The following is an 18920-nucleotide window of genomic DNA, read 5'->3' as shown; positions in this document are numbered from 1 at the left end:
AAATATACTAGGATAATAAATTGTTAAATTTGGCCATCCTGACTCCTGACTTCAGCATCGCTGACTCTTGACTTCCGGCTTGGAAAATCAACTTATAGCGTGTAGCGCTAGGGAATAGGGAACAGGGAATAGCAAACTTTCAATAATTGATAATTGATAATTGATAATTACCTTTCCCTAAAACGGATAGGATTGAATAAAAGGAAAATTTTTTCTCTCTTGGTCGATTGGATATGGCTCCGAGACCTCGCCATCCCACCCTTCGGGAAGCTGCGCTTTTTCCTGACGGAATGCTCCGCAAACATGTTGCGCAGCGAAATGACCGCTTGTTTCTCCTTGAAAGGAGAGGCTTTAAACCTTAATTATTCGGTAAAGGGTTTTAGGATTGAAAAATGTCCTAACCAATTCTTGTAGTCCTATAAAAATCTCATAACCAAAAAAGAGGGTCAATATTCTCCCCTTGGCTGCGCTGCGAGCTGCCGCTCTACAAGGGGATGAAAAGCAGTCGATCTTCGTAGCTTCCCGAAGGGTGGGATGGCGGCATTCGGAGCAGCTCTGTCAAGAGCGGGTTTCCTCGCCATATCCATCAGACCAAGAAAAAGTAAACTTAAGTATTTCAAGCCTTTGGCTTTAGTCGGAGGTACTGATAACTGATAACTGATAACTGATAACTGAAATGACACTATCTTCTATTATTAAACTACTCGGGCGATCGCCGTTAACAACCGAACTCCTAAACAAACTCCAACAATACCAATGCCTACAACTCAACGGCGCTCCGCGTTTACCCAAAGGCTTAGTTGCATCTACCCTGGCCCAACAACAACAGCAAAATTTGTTCATTGTCACTGCCACTTTAGAAGAAGCGGGACGGTGGGCGGCACAATTAGAAGCAATAGGATGGCCGACAGTCCACTTTTATCCCACCTCAGAAGCATCACCTTATGAAACCTCCCACTCAGAAGAAATGATTTGGGGACAAATGCAGGTATTGGCAGACTTGTTGAGTGAGAACGCCCCAGAAAATGCAACTAACAACGGCAACAATAACAATAAAGCAAAAATGGCCGTAGTGGCAACAGAGCGATCGCTCCAACCCCACCTACCCACAATTAAACAATTTCAACCATACTGCCTAACACTCAACCCAGGCATTACCAGCAACTCCAAAACCTTCAGCACGACACAGATATCTGATGGTTTAGAGTGTATATCTTTAGATGAAAAACTTGCTCAGATGGGATACGAGCGAGTGCCGTTAGTAGAAACCGAGGGTCAGTGGAGTCGCAGGGGCGATATTATAGATATATTTCCTGTCGCATCAGAATTACCAGTACGCCTAGAATGGTTTGGCGACGAACTCGAAAAAATTCGGGAATTTGACCCCTCGACTCAACGCTCCCTTGACAAAATTGCCAAAATAGTAGTGACTCCCACAAATTTTAGTCAGTGGGGGTGGGGAAACTTAGAGTCAATAACCGACTCAAAATTTGTCTCCCTTCTAGACTATTTGCCAGAAAATACCCTAGTCGCCATAGACGAAGCTGACCAATGTGCTGCTCATGGCGATCGCTGGTTTGAACTGGTAGAAGAAAATTGGCAACAACTCAACGCTGACGAAACATCCCAACCATTACCAAAAATTCATCGTACTTTTGCCGACTCCCTCGCAGAAGTAGAATTATTTCCCAGACTATATTTATCCGAACTTGTCAAAGAAAGCAATAGCAGTATTACCAGCTCAGTAGAATACACCCTCAACCTCGCCAGTCGTCCCTTACCAGTTATGCCGCACCAATACGCAAAACTGGCAGAAAACCTGCGCCAGGAAAGGGAACGGAAATTTTCCGTATTCCTCATTTCTGCTCAACCATCGCGCTCCGTTTCCCTACTCCAGGAACACGACTGTCCTGCCCAGTTTATCCCCAACCCCCGCGACTACCCTGCCATTGACAGACTGCAAACTCAACACACCCCCGTTGCTCTCAAATATAGTGGTTTAGCAGAATTAGAAGGATTTATTTTGCCTACATTCCGGTTAGTTGTCATCAGCGACCGAGAATTTTACGGACAACACACCCTCGCAACTCCCACCTATATTCGCAAACGTCGTCAAGCAGCTTCCAAACAAGTAGACCCGAACAAACTACGTCCCGGAGATTATGTGGTTCACCGTCAACATGGTATCGGCAAATTTATCAAATTAGAAAGCCTGACTCTGAATAATGAAACCCGCGACTATCTGGCAATTCAATATGCTGACGGTTTGCTCAGAGTTGCCGCCGACCAACTCAATTCTCTGTCGCGACTCAGAAGTACCGATAAGAAAAAACCCCAGCTCAACAAACTTACGGGTAAAACTTGGGAAAGCACCAAAAATAAAGTCCGTAAGTCAATCAAAAAATTAGCCGTTGACCTGCTGAAACTTTATGCTCAACGCGCCAAACAAACAGGTTATAGTTTTCCTGCTGACTCCCCATGGCAAGAAGAAATGGAAGATTCGTTCCCGTATCAACCTACTCCCGACCAGTTAAAAGCAACTCAAGATGTGAAACGAGATATGGAAAGTGAGCGAGCAATGGATCGCCTGGTTTGTGGTGATGTGGGTTTTGGTAAAACAGAAGTTGCTATTCGGGCAATTTTCAAAGCAGTCACTGCCAACAAACAAGTAGCATTTCTCGCCCCGACTACAGTTTTAACTCAGCAACATTATCATACTCTCAAGGAACGTTTCGCACCTTATCCTATAGAAATAGGTTTACTCAACCGCTTCCGTACTAATAATGAAAAGAAAGAAATTCAGCGGAGGTTGGCGACTGGGGAGTTAGATATTATTGTTGGCACCCATTCCATTTTAAGCAAAACGATCAACTTTCGGGAGTTAGGTTTGTTGGTGGTGGATGAGGAACAACGGTTTGGCGTTAACCAGAAGGAAAAAATTAAGGCGCTCAAAGCTCAAGTAGATGTGCTGACATTGACTGCAACGCCAATTCCCCGGACTTTATATATGGCGCTTTCGGGAATTCGCGAAATGAGTTTAATTGCGACTCCACCCCCATTGCGTCGTCCGATCAAAACTCATCTTGCACCTTACGATCTGGAAACTGCTCGCACTGCAATTCGCCAAGAATTGAATAGAGGAGGGCAAGTATTTTATGTTGTGCCACGGGTTGAGGGTATTGAAGAGTTGGCGGGAAAGTTACGAGAAATGATTCCCGGAGCTAGAATTAATATCGGTCACGGTCAGATGGATGCTAACGAATTGGAGTCAATAATGCTCACGTTTAGTGCTGGTGAAGCTGATATTTTGGTTTGTACCACAATTATTGAGTCTGGTTTGGATATTCCCCGCGTCAACACGATATTAATAGAAGATGCTCAAAAGTTTGGTTTGTCTCAGTTGTATCAGTTGCGGGGAAGGGTAGGTCGTGCGGGAGTGCAAGCTCATGCGTGGTTGTTTTATCCGACTACTGCTTCCGGTGGGGTAGCGCTGACAGATGATGCTCAAAAACGGTTGCGAGCTATTCAGGAATTTACCCAGTTGGGGTCTGGATATCAGTTGGCAATGCGAGATTTAGAGATTCGGGGTGCAGGGGATATTTTGGGTGCAGAGCAGTCTGGTCAGGTGAATACTATTGGGTTCGATCTGTATACGGAAATGCTGCAAGAAGCAATTAGCGAGGTTAAAGGTCAAGAAATTCCCCAGGTGGATGATACGCAAATTGACTTGAGTTTGACTGCATTCATTCCCGCAGACTATATTCCAGACTTAGATCAAAAAATGAGTGCATATCGGTTAGTTGCTGCTGCTAATAGTCGGGAAGAATTGACTCAAATAGAAATTGATTGGAGCGATCGCTACGGTAGTATTCCGAAAGCTGGTTTACAGTTATTAAGGATGATGGAATTAAAACAAATTGCTAAAAAATTAGGCTTTTCTCGAATTAAAGTAGAAGGCAAACAACACGTTGTTTTAGAAACACCAATGGAGGAACCAGCTTGGAATTTATTAAAGGAGAAATTACCAGGTCATTTGAAGTCTCGTTTTGTGTTTAGTAAAGCTAAAGTAACGGTTCGTGGTTTAGGTGTTTTAAGTGCAGATAAACAGTTAGAAAATTTAATCGAATGGTTGAGTAAAATGGAGGGTGCGTTAATAATTAATAATTAATAATTAATTATTAATTATTAATTATTAATAATGGCTTTGTTGCACAAAAGATGATGTTTAGGGTAAAAATAAAGAAGTTAAGATGGTACACAAAATACAGTCAGTAGGTATGAGTAAATCTAAGTCCTTGTATCGGCTCAAAAACTGGTCTGAGTATGATACATCCTTAAAACAGCGAGGGAGTTTGACTTTTTGGCTGACTCCGGAGGTGATTCAGGAGTGGCTTAATCAGAAAAAAACTGGACGTAGGGGAGCATCTAATAACTACAGTGAAACGGCCATTGAATTTATGGTGACTATACAATCCTTGTTTAGTCTGGCCGGACGACAGACGCTTATGTTTTGTGGAATCTATATTTGAATTGATGGACTTAGATTTACCAGCTACCTTTCCATAGCACCGTATCCCGTCGCTTACAAAAACTGAATGTTCAACTGCCATTGATACCAATGCTCTGAAGCTATTCATCTGGTAGTAGACTCTACAGGGGTGAAAATTTATGGAGAAGGTGAATGGAAAACAACAGTTCATGGTATTGGTAAACGGCGTACATGGCGTAAATTACATCTGGGAGTAAATGAGGCGACTGGGGAGATCGTCAGTGGGGTAGTGAGTACCAATGATGTGAGTGTGACGGGCGTATTTTCTGACCTATTAGATGGAGTAGATGGGGAAATAGCCCAAGTATCAGGAGACGGAGCCTATGATAAGTATAAGTGTTATCAGAAAGCTAGGCAACCAGGAGCAAAAGCAACTATTCCACCCAGGAAAAATGCAGTAATAGGTCAACATGGCAACTGTAAATGCCCACCTCAGACCACCTTTCCTCTTCCTTCTTTCGTACGGACTATGCAACGTCCCTACCATTTGTAACAAACATTTATCACGCTTGGTATAAGATACAGAAAACCTGTTTGTGAAAAAAGGTTAATCAAAGCAGGAGGTGGTAGAAAAGAAATACTAAGTAGTGAGGAATAAATTCTATAATTAATTATTAATTATTAATAATTACCTCTTCTTATAAATAAGAAGATTGACTAGAATGATTTTTTTCTTTTCTCTTGGTCGATGGTCGGCCAGCGAGGAGACCCGAAGAGTGACAGAGCCGTTGCCTCTTTCTGAGGAGCTGCCTCTTTCTGAGGAGCTGCCTCTTTCTGAGGAGCTTCGCTAACGCTAACGCTAACGCTAACGCTTTTCATGTTGCGGAGCAAAACGCCATCCCTCGACCGCTTTTCTCCATGAATGGAGAGACTTTATACCTGAATTTTTTGGTAAGAGTTTTCCTACTTGTTTTACCCAATTAATAATTGTGGTATGATATACTTTCTTAACTCTTTCAATACCCTAAATCCCATACCATTGACATACATTTTTAGACATTCTTGTTTAGTAAGAGTGAGAGTAACCTCTACCAGGTTCATAAAATTCTATGAATTGTCGGCCACAATGGGCACAAATATAGTTTTGTTTTCCTTGTGCAAAGATACCACTCAGGGGTTCTATAAAGGCATAAAAGAGGTGTGAATGTAATTGCAGTTCCGCCCGGGTATACAAGTCAAACTTGTCATCAATGCCTTCATATTCACCCAGTTTCAGGTAAGTCATATCGAAGTGGAAAAAACTTTAAATGTGGGAATTGTGGCCATCAATGCGACGCTGATGTTAATGGGTCAAAAATGATTGAATTGTGGGGCTGCTATGTCAACCAGTCTAGAGGTTCAGAATTGTTGTCTTGTGCAATAGTTCTAGGGCTACCAAAAGCCCGCACCATAGCCTAGCTTGGTGTCGGGTCATTTACTTAAAATCTTTCCACACTAGAATTAAATATAGGTTCAACCCGGATAGCAATTATAGCAGAGGGACGAACAACCATATATTCTCCTTGAATAGTCTTAATTGGCACATTGACAAACTCTGGAGAATCATGCTTTGGAACTAAAACGCCACTATACCAAGTTTGAAAGTCTTTAAGAGTTGGAAAACGTACTTCTTCGCGAGCGCCACCTTGCAATATCAGGTGTATGGCAAATTCATCAGGGTTTCTAGGCATATCTAAAAATTTTCAGTCAAAATTTAAAATTCAAAAGTATTAATTAATAAAGCTTTGAGTATTTTGTCAATGGGTCGTTTCGCTAAAATAATTAACCATTAATCAAGATTAAATTTCAAAAGTATTAACTTAAGCTAAAGGCTAATAGCTTTTGAACCCTTAATTTTCAGTATAGTATTCTTGCTGACGACTCAGGGCTAATTGCTTTAAATGCCCAAATATAAAATTGCTCTGTATATCATAACACTACAACTATACTAACCCTTAAAATACTGTGGATTAACCCTTAATTGTCAAACAAATAAATATAAATCTATGCCGCGACGCCAAGATATACGCAAAATTCTACTTGTTGGTTCTGGTCCGATTGTTATTGGCCAAGCCTGTGAATTTGATTATAGTGGAACACAAGCTTGTAAAGCTCTTAGGGAAGAAGGATTTGAGGTTGTGCTGGTCAACTCCAATCCAGCTACAATTATGACAGACCCAGAAATTGCCGAATGTACTTACATCGAACCCCTGACCCCTGAACTTGTAGAAAAAGTCATTGCCAAAGAACGACCAGATGCTCTCCTACCCACAATGGGGGGTCAGACCGCTTTAAATATAGCAGTATCCTTGGCCAAAAATGGTACTTTAGCTAAGTATGGTGTTGAGTTAATCGGGGCTAAACTACCAGCAATTGAAATGGCCGAAGACCGACTGCTATTTAAAGAAGCAATGGCTCGAATTGGCATTCCGGTTTGTCCATCGGGTATCGCTAGTAGTTGGGCAGAGGCAAAGGCGATCGCTCAACAAATTGGCACTTATCCCCTAATTATTCGCCCTGCTTTCACACTGGGGGGGACAGGAGGAGGTATTGCTTACAATCAGGAAGAATACGAAGTAATGGCACAAGCAGGGATAGATGCTAGTCCAGTATCTCAAATCCTGGTGGAGAAATCGTTGATTGGTTGGAAAGAATATGAACTTGAGGTAATGCGAGACTTAGCAGATAATGTAGTAATTATCTGTTCGATTGAAAACATTGACCCGATGGGTGTACATACTGGAGACTCGATCACTGTTGCTCCAGCTCAAACATTAACGGATAAGGAATATCAACGACTGCGAGATGCTTCGATTAAAATTATCCGGGAAATAGGGGTGGAAACTGGGGGTTCTAATATTCAGTTTGCTGTCAACCCGGTGAATGGAGATGTGATTGTGATTGAAATGAACCCTCGGGTGAGTCGCTCTTCTGCTTTGGCATCAAAAGCTACTGGTTTTCCTATTGCTAAAATGGCAGCAAAATTAGCAGTGGGTTACAGTTTAGATGAAATTCCTAATGATATTACTAAAAAGACACCAGCTAGTTTTGAACCTACTATTGATTATGTTGTCACGAAAATTCCTAGATTTGCTTTTGAGAAATTTCCTGGTTCCCAAGCAGTGCTGACTACTCAAATGAAGTCGGTGGGTGAGGCAATGGCAATAGGTCGGACATTTCAGGAGTCGTTCCAGAAAGCTTTGCGTTCTCTAGAAACAGGTAGGGGTGGTTTCGGTAGCGATCGCTGGGAAAAGTTACCCAGTTTAGAACAAGTACGCTCCGGGTTACGCACACCTAACCCAGAGAGAGTATTTACAGTACGTCATGCTTTGTTGTTGGGGATGACAGTAGAGGAAGTCTATGAGCTGACCGGAATTGATATTTGGTTTCTGGATAAGATGCGGGAGTTAACCGATACAGAAAAATTGATTAAGCGCACTCCGCTCAACGAATTAACAAAAGAGCAGATGTGGGATATTAAACGGCAAGGTTTTAGCGATCGCCAAATTGCTTATTGCAGTAAGACTACTGAGGATGAAGTCAGAAGTTATCGGTTGAGTTTGGGAGTTAAACCTGCTTATAAAACGGTGGATACTTGTGCAGCAGAATTTGAGGCGCTGACACCTTACTATTATTCTACTTATGAAGAAGAGTCAGAAGTTTTGCCTTCTGAAAAACGGAAAGTAATGATTCTGGGAGGCGGACCTAACCGTATTGGTCAGGGAATAGAATTTGACTATTGTTGTTGTCATGCTAGTTATGCTCTGGGAGAGGATGGGTTTGAAACAATTATGGTGAATTCTAACCCAGAAACTGTTTCGACTGACTATGATACGAGCGATCGTCTTTATTTTGAACCTTTAACTAAAGAAGACGTACTAAATATTATTGAGGCGGAAAACCCGGAAGGAATTATAGTTCAGTTTGGCGGACAAACACCCCTGAAGTTAGCAGTTCCCCTGCAAAAATATTTAGAGCAAACAGAAACTCCTTCACAAACTAAAATTTGGGGAACTTCCCCAGACTCTATTGATACCGCAGAAGACCGGGAACGGTTTGAGAAGATTTTGCGAGATTTAGATATTCGCCAAGCAGCAAACGGTCTCGCTCGTAGTTTTGAGGATGCGTTGGAGGTGGCGCAGAAAATAGGTTATCCAGTGGTGGTAAGACCTTCCTATGTTTTGGGAGGAAGGGCAATGGAAATTGTTTATTCCGACCAAGAGTTAGAACGTTATATGAAGTTTGCAGTACAGGTGGAACCGGAACATCCTATTTTGATTGACAAATTCTTGGAAAATGCTATTGAGGTAGATGTGGATGCTATTGCTGATGCTACAGGTCAGGTAGTTATTGGTGGGATAATGGAACATATTGAGGAGGCAGGTATTCACTCTGGTGACTCTGCTTGTTCTATTCCTTATCAAACTTTAGCTCCTGCTGCGGTGGAAACAATTCGCCAATGGACTGTTGCTCTGGCAAAAGCGTTGAATGTTATCGGGTTAATGAATATTCAGTTTGCGGTGCAAGGGGAAAATGTATTCATTTTAGAAGCTAACCCCCGTGCATCACGCACAGTACCTTTTGTTTCTAAAGCAATAGGAACGCCTTTGGCAAAAATGGCATCGCGGGTGATGTCTGGGAAAAAATTAGAGGAATTAGGTTTTGTAGAGGAACAAATTCCCGATCATGTTTCTGTGAAAGAGGCGGTGTTACCGTTTGCGAAATTCCCCGGTACAGACACAATATTAGGACCGGAAATGCGCTCTACTGGTGAAGCGATGGGTATTGATGTTGACTTTGGTAAAGCTTTTGCGAAGGCGCAGTTATCCGCAGGGCAAAAATTACCTTTGGAGGGAACAGTGTTTGTGTCTATGAGCGATCGGCATAAAGAAGCAGTTGTGCCAGTGGTTAAGGATCTGATTGAGTTGGGTTTGAAAGTGATAGCGACTGAGGGAACTCGGAAGGTATTGTGTTTGCATGGTTTGGATGTGGCGTTGATGTTGAAGTTGCATGAAGGGCGACCAAATGTTTTGGATGGGATTAAAAATGGAGAAATTCAGTTGATTATTACGACTCCTTCTGGGGAGGAAGCGCGTGCTGATGGGATTAAAATTCGGCGGAGTTCGTTAGATTATAAAGTGCCGTTAATTACGACTATTGCAGGTGCGAAAGCAACGGCGGCGGCGATTCGAGCGTTGAAGTCTGGAGTGTTGGAGGTGAAAGCGATGCAGGATTATTATTAAGAAGGAAGAGGGAAGAAGTTGTAGAGGGAATAGCAAACTCAGGACTTACGCAAATTAACTTTTAAAGCACCATTTGTAGGGGCGAATGGCATTCGCCCTCGCTATATGTAGAGTCTCTACGTAAGTCCTAAAACTGTAAAAGGGTTTTAGGATTGAAAAATGTCCGCGCCCAATTCTTGTAGTGCTATACTACTCTTTCTTCTTATTTCTTCCCTCCTGACTCCTGACTTCTGACTTCCCCTCCTGGGAGGGGTGAGGGGTGGGTTGACTCCTAAAGAATTAAGATTAATATCATACACGCGCTTCAGCAACGCCATTTTATTAAATTGCTATAATTAATAGGGAACATTTTATTGTTTTTCCAAAAGGTAAAAATTATGAATTTCCTTTTAGTTATCTTGAGATGTGTTTTGTCAATAATTTTTGTAGTCCAAATTTGGTTAATACATCCTTTGCCTAGTTTTGCCCTAACTATACAAGAAGTACCAAACCCACGACATTACTATCATGGTTGGGTGACAGATATGGCTGAAATTCTCAGTCAAAGTACAGAAACTCAACTTAACCAAATGATTTCCAATTTAGAAGCAAAAAATGGCTCAGAAATTTCTGTTGTGACTGTACCAGAAACTCAACCCGCAGCAACTCCCAAAGAATTTACTACTAAGTTGTTTAATTATTGGGGAGTTGGTAAAAAAGGTCGAAATAATGGTGTGTTGTTTTTAGTTTCTGTAGGCGATCGCCGTGTGGAAATTCAAACAGGTAGGGGAATACAGCGATCTTTACCAAATGGTAAGGTTAGTAATATTATCGACAGTAAAATTATTCCTGAATTTAAGTTAGGAAACTTTGAAAGTGGTGTAGTTGCAGGTACAAAAGAATTAGTAACATCCCTGAAAACAGAGAAATATCAGTTAGCTACAACTTCTACCGCAGGTTTAGTAACATCCCCGAAAACAGAGAAATATCAGTCAGCTACAACTTCTAATGCAGGTCTCGTTACTTGTATTTTCATAGTTATAGGTATTTTCATGGGTATCTTACTGATATTGATATTCTGGGGTATCCTCAAAATTATTGAGAGAGTCCAGATGGGTCCGCAAAGCACCTATATTATTCGCAGTAACAATTATAGAACTACTGCCAGTAGATCGACTAACAGAAGTAGTAGCATTTACAGTGGTGATAGTAGCGGTAGCTATGGAAGCGATAGTGGTAGTTTTGGTGGAGGTGGCAGTTTTGGTGATGGTGGAGGTGGCAGTTTTGGTGGCAGTTTTAGTGGAGGTGGCAGTTTTGGTGATGGTGGAGGTGGCAGTTTTGGTGATGGTGGAGGTGGTGATGGCGGTGGTGATGGTGGTGGTGGTGATTGAAAATTTGCCCACCCCACAAGTAGTAGTTGTAGTGGACTGTTTCAGCTAAAATGACAAGTACTGAGGTTTTAATTTTACAGCGTTATCTAAAAAAACAGTCAACCCCGTAGGGACGTTCCATGGAACGTTCCTACATTTGAAAGTAGAAAAGATTCTTAGAAAAAAGTAGTTAAATTTGTTGAATTTTTCAATTTATTTAATTAAAAAGTTATGCCATTAAGAGCTTTATTAGAATTAGATAATCAAGAATTATTAGCTCCATTCATATCTGATGAGGAATGGGAATAATTAAAACTTAAAAAAGCTAAAGTTATTTTACCTTGTTGTAAAGCAAAAGGATATTTAAGGACCTCAACACGGGGAACCAAGCATTTTGTTCATCAGAAGAAAGATGGATTTATTTCTGGTGCAGAAACATGGCAACATCTTCTATACAAAACAGAAATTGCTAGAGCTTGTAAAGATATGGTTTATGACGTTAGTATCAGGAGCAGTATAATAAATATAAACCTTATCAAATTTTATTATGTCTGTACAAAATCTTACTAAAGTTGTGGTCAAATGAAAACTTTATTAAAATGGACAATTAAAGAATATCATCATCTAATTAATACTGGAATATTTGTTAACCGTCATCTGGAACTTTTGCATGGGGAAATTGTAGAAATGTCACCGGAAAGTCCAATACATACTCAAATTACAGAAACTAGCGTTGAATATCTACGCTCTCTGCTCAAAGAGTTGGCTTATGTTCGGGAAGCACATCCTATTACTCTGTCTAATTCTGAACCTCAACCTGACATTGCGATCGCACGCCCACCCAGAAATAATTACTATCAACGTCATCCTTATCCTGAAGATATTTTTTTGCTGATAGAAATTGCTAATACTACTCTAGGTTATGACTTAGGGGAAAAAAAGCAAGCTTATGCAAAAGCGAAAATTTTAGAATATTGGGTAGTAGATGTGGAAAATCGACAAATTTATGTTTTTCAACATCCTCAAGCAGATAATTATCAATCGGAAGTTATTTTCCGGCAAGGAAAAATTAACCCTCTAGCATTTCCAGATATTTCTGTTTCAGTTAGTTCTTTTTTCGCAGAAAATTAATTACAAAAAAGCGTTTAATTAATTGCCTTTAAGACAAAGTTTAGAGAGATTATAAATACAATAAATTTGCATACTTACTTATTTCACTAAATATTCAATTACTTCTTATATCATGTTCGGTTGAATACTTATAATATCTGTGGACCGAAGGCAGCTATGCTGAGGGCAGCTATGCTGAAGGGAAAGAGCAAGGTTAGAAGACAGAGAGTTTTTTATAACTGATTATCCGTTAGCGTAGCTCCCCCTCCGGGGGAACATGATATTATATATTTTCAAAATTCTAACAGTAAAAAAACAGATGCTTTGAAGAAATTACCATTGATAATATCGGACGAGTTAATTTAATGAGAGCCATGAATAATGTTGGCAAAATATATCTCGTTGAAGCAATTTTTATGTGGAAATGTAGTTTACTTTGAGAGGTTATGTGATGAACAAAAAAATCAAAATAGGTCTGTGTATGATTGTATTGCTTTGTTTAGGAGGGATAGGAATTACTATTTTCCAAGGGGCAAAAAAATCATACCAAAAAAGCATTTATCAGCAAACTATCTATCCTGATTCGAGTTTTCAAGATGGTGATTTTATGGCATATAAATTCAATAATTATGACATGACTATTGTTTCTTTTGTTGGAAATTTTGATTTTCTATACAAACCATACCAGACTGAATCCATCAAAACTGTTGCGACCAAATCAAACTATAAATATATAATTAATGGCTCATTTTTTGAAGAATCGAAAGAACACGCTGGATGGCTTTCTGTATTAGGTAAAGTAAAAACTCCGGTCAAAGAAGATAAACAACTTTCCCATATTATTAGCTTTAATCCAAATACAGAAGAGTTGAATTTTATTGAAACTAAACTATTTGAACCTTCAACTGAGAAAACTAATATTGAATTTCAGTCCGGTCCGTTAATTATAGATAGTAATCAAGTAACAACAAAATATATTAACCAATCTCTTAATGGTCTTTTGCTATTTGAAAGAACATTATTAGCCTATACAGAAGAAGACCGAAGAAAATATTTTATTATTACTAAAGAGAATGTCAAATTAGATGAGCTGGCAGACTATTTGTTAAAGCTTTCTGTGTTTTCAGGTAAGACCTTACATATTGTTAATTTAGATGGAGGATCTTCGGTGGCATTGTATTCTCAAACCCATCCAGAATTGAATTTTAATGAAACAGCTATATTGCCTATATTATTAGGATTAAAGTGAGGCATTATGTAAATTTGGGCTTCATTATGTAGCGAATATTATTTATCGTTCAACAATTATGAAAATTAGGAGTAAAATTTGTGATTATAGGTTGGGTTGCGCTGCGCTTAACCCAAAAAAACTTTTAGAATCAAAGGATAAATTTTAGTATTATATAATCTTATATAATCCAACAGGAGAGAATTTAATGCAGGCAACTCAAACCCGTTATTCTGTCGAAGAGTATCTAGAGCAAGAAACTACCGCTGAATTTAGAAGTGAATATCGTGATGGAGAAATAATACCTATGACTGGAGGAACAGTAAACCACAATCGAATTGTTGGTAACTTTTACGCAACATTAAAGTATGGCATCAAAGGGCGACCTTACGAAACTTTTATGAGCGACTTGCGCTTGTCAATACCAACAAAAAATATTTACACCTATCCAGATTTGATGGTTATTGCTACTCCAGTAGTTTATGTCGAAGGTCGCCGAGATACTATTACTAACCCTCAGATAATTGTGGAAGTATTGTCGCGATCGACAGAAAATTATGACCGGGGGCAAAAATTTGAGTATTATCGCAGAGTAAATAGTTTCCAGGAATATATTCTCATTGACCAATACAGATATTATATCGAACAATTTAGCAAAATTGAGGATGGTAAATGGTTGCTGTCAGAATATGAAGGTGATGAAAGCGTTTTATCTTTGAGTTCGGTGGAGTTTCAAATCTCTTTGTCAGATATCTATGAAAATGTAGAGTTTGAATAGGGGGAAATAGGGTAGACTTGACTATTATTTGAGATTTAATCAATTTTGATCGAGCTATTATTCTAAGGTCTAGGGGCATTTTGTTGGAAAATAATTAAGTTTATTCTTAGCTTTAATAAACTTGAGGATGTCTCGATCGATAAATAATAATTATGCAGTTAAATAATTGAGCAAATTATTAATCAAACGGCGTTTTAATTAATTTTAAAATGAACAATTTATGCCTCTCAATAGTTGGCATTTTCGGTAAGTTAAGTTTGCTAATCTTTATACATAAGTAGAGGTCGGATTATTTGTTGGAAGAAACTTTCTATCGCGTTTTTTCCATTTCTGCCCAAGGCTTCTAATTCCTCAATTAAGTTTTCATAATCTAGTTTTTTAGTTGACGGTTTTTGAGCAGTTTGATAGTTTCTTATAACTAGCGATCGTATTCAGTTTTGTAGAGTGGCTTTAAATCAGTGATGAAATTTATCATGTTTAAGATTTTTGATTAAGATTTTACTAGATAATAGTTATATGGTATTCTAGTTTAGATTAAATTTTAAACTTACTCTATATATAATAATTTATGCTTGATTTTATTCATCAGCCAGACAGTGAAGTTCGTCTTGGCAATTATTTACAGTTTCAACTCCAGCAGCGTCAATGGACTCAATTTAGAGCAGCAGTTGCTTTTGTGAAATATTCAGGAGTACGACACATTTCCAAACTTTTAAATGAGTTTTCATATAATGCTTTTGTGAAAATTTCTGTCGGTATCGATCATGATGGTACTTCAATGGAAGGGTTAAGTGAACTACTGAATAGTGTTGAAAATAGAGGAGAAATTTGGGTTTACCACAATGACAATAATTATTCTACCTTTCACCCCAAACTATACCTATTTAAAAATGATATCGAGGCAAACATTTTAGTCGGTTCGGGTAATTTAACAGAAGGTGGACTATTTACAAATTATGAAGCATCCTTTTGTGTTTTACTGAACCTAAAAATAGATGTCAATCTGATTCTTTTACGAAAAATTGAAGCAATTCTTGACTTATGGTCGGATCGAGAGCAAGATACAGCTCAACTTCTAACATCAGAGTTACTTAATCAGTTAGTAAGGAATAAATATGTAAAGGGTGAAGCACAAGTACGAGCAACTCAAGAATTGGCTTCTTCAAGAAATAGGACTTCTTTATTTGCTAATATTCAAGTTCCAAGAGCTCCTGTACCTCCAAGACAAACCCCAGATGAACCAGAAGATTTATCAGAAGAAGATTTTGAGGTAGAGATTCCTGAACCTGTAGCTGCACCTGGAGGAAACTTTACAGGTTTTGCAATGACACTTCAAAGAACAGATGTTGGTCGTGGCCAAACGACTGCTGGAACATCAGCGCGATCGCCAGAAATTTTTATCCCCCTCTCAGCACGAGATTACGACCCTGAATTTTGGGGTTGGCCTGGTGATTTTACACCCGATCCAAAAAAGCCTAGAAAAATGGATCGAAGGAATGTAAAGATGCGAGTTGGTATCACTACTGTGGATGTTAATATGATGACTTGGCCAGACAAGCATGATTTTCGGCTCCGTAGTGAAGCACTTCGGAGTGCAGGGAATGTGGGAGATATTCTCAGAGTTGAACGAACAGATGGACAAAGTGGATTTGCCTACTATGTAGAGATTATCCCTCAAGGGACTCTACAATATTCACAATTTTTAGCTTTATGTGTAAATTCAGTCCGCAACTCAAAGAAAAGATGGGGTTATTATTAAATTAAACGCTTAAACGACAAAATCAGTTCAGAAGCAATTGCATTTTTCTTAAAAATATTCCGCGAAGCTAACATCTCCATCTCAATTTGTTCTACTATTTCCAAACCTACCATTTCTCCAATATCTACTAATAATTTTGCTGTTTCAATTTTAACTCTTTCCCCACCAGCAATTGTATGATTATTACCAATCACAATATAAGCAAAAGCTCCTGGTTTTAAAAGTTGTAATATCTCCTGGAACACTTCTCGCATATCAAAAAAATACTTTGCCAATAAAGCAGCTAAATTTCGTCTTCTAAAACCAGCATTTGACTCAGTATTTAATCTGTCTATTTTTTCAATTAACGAAATTACAGATTGAGGTAAAAGTGCTTTTTTCTGCTGAAAATATTCCCAATAATCTCGCCGTTGTTTTCCTGTTATTTCTCGGTTGCCAATCATTTTTAAATCTTGTTTGCGGTGTTGCGATCGCGACAACAAATTCAAATAACATAAACTCAAGCGATCGGTATCTAAATAAGGCAACGCTGTCGCATAGGGGGGAGAGGTAATTACCACATCTACCTTACCTATTAAATCTTGCCAAGTAGTGGTTAGTTTTCTAGCATCGCCACCTTGAATATCAAAAGTTCCTAACTGTGAATCTTGATTTTGATAGAGGAAAGATAGAACAGTTTTAACTGAATTTTCTAGCTCGTTTAAAAACTCCTGTTTTGGCTGAATATTTGCAGTATTAATTATTTCTTTTCGGACTCTCAGATCGCTTTCTTTTTGCCAAGAAACTTTCCGAATAATATTACTCAGAGAAAGCTGCATGAAATTTTGCATAGTATTATTTTCCACCGATTTTATCAAAATCATAATTTTGTCAAGTTCTGCTAAAACATCCTTAGCAAACCAACGATTCAGATAGACTTGATTCTCTCTTGGTAAAGTAGAAAAGTAATGTAGTTTAGCTGAAAATTTTGTAAGTTTTAAATTACCGATGGTATCAGCAACTTGCTGATAATTTTCTAAAAGTTTATCCGGTGGAACTGACAATAAATCGCACTTTGTTTTTCCTATTAATACTGATAGAGGATTCATATCTAACCCCACTCCATGATAACTTCCTAAAACTGCTTCTACTAAAGTCGTACCACTACCACTCATTGGGTCAGCAATAATTGCTTTTTCTGGTACTTTAGCAATATTAATTAAACTCCGAACAAGTTGGGGAAAAAACTTACCTCGGTATTCATGTATGCCATGAGTTCCGTATCTTAAACAGCGCCGTTTTGGGAAAAGTATTGATTGATAAAACGGTACATTTTTGGAAATTTCTGCTAATTCTTGATGAGTAGTATTAACAGTAGCTTCTCGTTTTACTTGGGTGGTAATGTATGTTTTATCTTCCTGAGTAACTGATTCCCAGTAAGATAATTTACTGGCTAAAATGTTAGCTGGTAAATTAGAAAAAACTTGAAAATTTAATACTTCTTTTTCTGTAGTTAAAGCATAAGGTTCTGAACCTGTAAGTGTGGTTAATTCAGATAATGCTAATTTTCGTTCAAAGGGTTGAATATATGGTTTTATTTTACACTTGAGCAATGGTTTTCCAGAATTTTGCAGAATAAGAATTTGTTCAGTTTTAATTCTGCCAATAGCTGGATTAAAATATTTTTTTCTATCTTGCATTTGTCTATGAATACGTTTTATTTCGGAGAAACCATAATCTTTAGCTACCTCAGAAATTAGATCGACATTACTGATTTTTTTACCTTTAATTAAAGAATCTCCCACAACAAAACAGGCATATCTGTTAAATTTTAAATGTTCTCCTAACCACTCAAAAATAGTTTCCATTTCTGAACGGAATGTTTCTATTGTTGCACCTTTAGAACTTTTACTACTATATTTGCGATGACTACCAATTTCTTCTTGTTTAAATTTAGGTTGATTCATACCTAACCAGATCATCCGAGTCATGTGATAAAGGTGATAGCTATAAGCATTGGGATAAGGGGGAGAACAGACTACTAAATCTACATCACCAATATCAGGTTTTGTCAGTAAGTTGGCACAATTTACTTGGCAATTTAGGTTAGCTTCGACTTGGTTTGTAAACTCAGAAACAGAGACGATCGCTTCTTTTAAAGCTTTAGTAAAACGTTTGCAGGTATCCCCTGGGAAAATCTTTTTTTGCCTACGAACATATCGAGTATCTGAATCTTGTTTGGAAACAGTAACTACAATAGAAGAAAATGCTGTCAAGGCAATTTTTCTACTAGATTTTGTGGAGAGTTGCTGACACCAATTTAGTATTTCTGCTAATTCTTCAACGACAAATGGTTCAAACCAAAAGGATATTGCTTTATGATTGGGACGAGCAGCATATGAGGTAAATTTTTCTGTGTTTAACAGGGGAGATTTAGTATTAATATAGATTGACTGAGATAAATTTTCTGTGCGTTTTACAAGAGAATTTAATAATGCTTTATCTTCTGTATTGAAGCAAGTTGTTTTGGCCTCACTGATTAAACAAGCAATGGGGTTAGCATCAATACCAATAGTATGACGTTTCTGGGTTAGTGCTTCGACTAATGTTGTACCACTACCGCAAAATATATCAGCAACTATTTCCCCTGGTTGAGAAAGTTCTTGAATGAGTTGGTGGGGAATTTGAGGAATAAATTTTGCCGGATAGGGATGAAGTCTATGGGTTAGATAATTGGTTTGAGCTTGGGAGAAATTCCAATCAATTTCTGTGAGTTTTTTCCAGTTAGGATTTAAGTCAATATTCATTAATAATTAAATTTGAGTTTAAATTTTATGGTATGATTGTAGTCTGATATTATATCAAACTTATTTAACTATTATCTAACTGCAGCAAGCATTCTGGAAACACATAATTTACAATGGCAAATAATTTCTCCAAATCCCC

At 38.4% G+C, this 18920-nt stretch carries 13 protein-coding genes and 1 pseudogene; 10 read left to right on the top strand and 4 right to left on the bottom strand.

Features of this window, described 5'->3' with window-relative positions; all coding sequences use genetic code 11:
- The first annotated feature begins 676 nt into the window (after window positions 1–676).
- From mfd to F6K15_RS19960, 3 genes are all read left to right on the top strand, one after another.
- Window positions 677–4168, top strand: a complete 3492-nt coding sequence (mfd, locus tag F6K15_RS19970; protein ID WP_293063536.1) for a transcription-repair coupling factor — start codon at window positions 677–679, stop codon at window positions 4166–4168.
- Window positions 4169–4250: 82 nt separating this feature from the next.
- Complete coding sequence (locus F6K15_RS19965) at window positions 4251–4529, top strand: transposase (protein ID WP_293063535.1); 279 nt, start codon at window positions 4251–4253, stop codon at window positions 4527–4529.
- 102 nt (window positions 4530–4631) lie between these two features.
- Window positions 4632–5042, top strand: coding sequence for a transposase (locus F6K15_RS19960; RefSeq protein ID WP_363268343.1), 411 nt, complete (start codon window positions 4632–4634; stop codon window positions 5040–5042).
- Between the two features lie 396 nt (window positions 5043–5438).
- On the opposite strand, the pseudogene F6K15_RS19955 reads toward F6K15_RS19960, so the two are convergent.
- A pseudogene (locus F6K15_RS19955) lies at window positions 5439–5672 on the bottom strand (hypothetical protein); the annotation flags it as partial.
- 17 nt (window positions 5673–5689) lie between these two features.
- Here F6K15_RS19955 and F6K15_RS19950 point away from each other — a divergent pair.
- Complete coding sequence (locus F6K15_RS19950) at window positions 5690–5947, top strand: zinc ribbon domain-containing protein (protein WP_363268332.1); 258 nt, start codon at window positions 5690–5692, stop codon at window positions 5945–5947.
- A 20-nt stretch (window positions 5948–5967) separates the two neighbouring features.
- Here the strand turns inward: F6K15_RS19950 and F6K15_RS19945 are convergent, their stop codons facing one another.
- Window positions 5968–6219: a hypothetical protein gene (locus tag F6K15_RS19945; protein ID WP_293063534.1), complete on the bottom strand. Its 252-nt coding sequence runs from the start codon at window positions 6217–6219 to the stop codon at window positions 5968–5970.
- 315 nt (window positions 6220–6534) lie between these two features.
- On the opposite strand from F6K15_RS19945, the gene carB reads away from it, so the two are divergent.
- The 5 genes from carB to F6K15_RS19920 all read left to right on the top strand — a co-directional run bounded on the left by carB (window position 6535) and on the right by F6K15_RS19920 (window position 14236).
- Window positions 6535–9771: a carbamoyl-phosphate synthase large subunit gene (carB, locus tag F6K15_RS19940; RefSeq protein ID WP_293063532.1), complete on the top strand. Its 3237-nt coding sequence runs from the start codon at window positions 6535–6537 to the stop codon at window positions 9769–9771.
- A 377-nt stretch (window positions 9772–10148) separates the two neighbouring features.
- Window positions 10149–11141: a YgcG family protein gene (locus tag F6K15_RS19935; RefSeq protein ID WP_293063530.1), complete on the top strand. Its 993-nt coding sequence runs from the start codon at window positions 10149–10151 to the stop codon at window positions 11139–11141.
- A 561-nt stretch (window positions 11142–11702) separates the two neighbouring features.
- Window positions 11703–12251, top strand: coding sequence for a Uma2 family endonuclease (locus F6K15_RS19930; RefSeq protein WP_293063528.1), 549 nt, complete (start codon window positions 11703–11705; stop codon window positions 12249–12251).
- A 430-nt stretch (window positions 12252–12681) separates the two neighbouring features.
- Window positions 12682–13479, top strand: a complete 798-nt coding sequence (locus F6K15_RS19925; protein WP_293063526.1) for a phosphodiester glycosidase family protein — start codon at window positions 12682–12684, stop codon at window positions 13477–13479.
- A gap of 187 nt (window positions 13480–13666) precedes the next feature.
- On the top strand, window positions 13667–14236 hold the full coding sequence (locus F6K15_RS19920; protein ID WP_293063524.1) for a Uma2 family endonuclease: 570 nt from the start codon (window positions 13667–13669) through the stop codon (window positions 14234–14236).
- A gap of 260 nt (window positions 14237–14496) precedes the next feature.
- Here the strand turns inward: F6K15_RS19920 and F6K15_RS39100 are convergent, their stop codons facing one another.
- The gene (locus F6K15_RS39100; protein WP_375341078.1) at window positions 14497–14574 is read right to left on the bottom strand and encodes a hypothetical protein; all 78 of its coding nucleotides are present in this window, start codon (window positions 14572–14574) and stop codon (window positions 14497–14499) included.
- A 230-nt stretch (window positions 14575–14804) separates the two neighbouring features.
- Between F6K15_RS39100 and F6K15_RS19915 the strand changes: the two genes are divergently transcribed.
- A complete protein-coding gene (locus tag F6K15_RS19915; RefSeq protein WP_293063522.1) occupies window positions 14805–15995 on the top strand; it encodes a hypothetical protein in 1191 nt (396 codons plus the stop codon).
- Here F6K15_RS19915 and F6K15_RS19910 read toward each other — a convergent pair.
- Window positions 15992–18781 carry a DNA methyltransferase gene (locus F6K15_RS19910; RefSeq protein ID WP_293063521.1) on the bottom strand — a complete coding sequence of 930 codons (2790 nt, stop codon included), beginning with the start codon at window positions 18779–18781 and terminating at the stop codon, window positions 15992–15994. The genes F6K15_RS19915 and F6K15_RS19910 overlap by 4 nt on opposite strands.
- Window positions 18782–18920: the final 139 nt, after the last annotated feature.

Source organism: Okeania sp. SIO2B3 (genome assembly GCF_010672525.1).
In the GTDB taxonomy this organism is placed as follows: Bacteria; Cyanobacteriota; Cyanobacteriia; order Cyanobacteriales; family Microcoleaceae; genus Okeania.
Note: the sequence above shows the minus strand (reverse complement) of the source record. Positions and strands in the feature narration are given on the sequence as shown.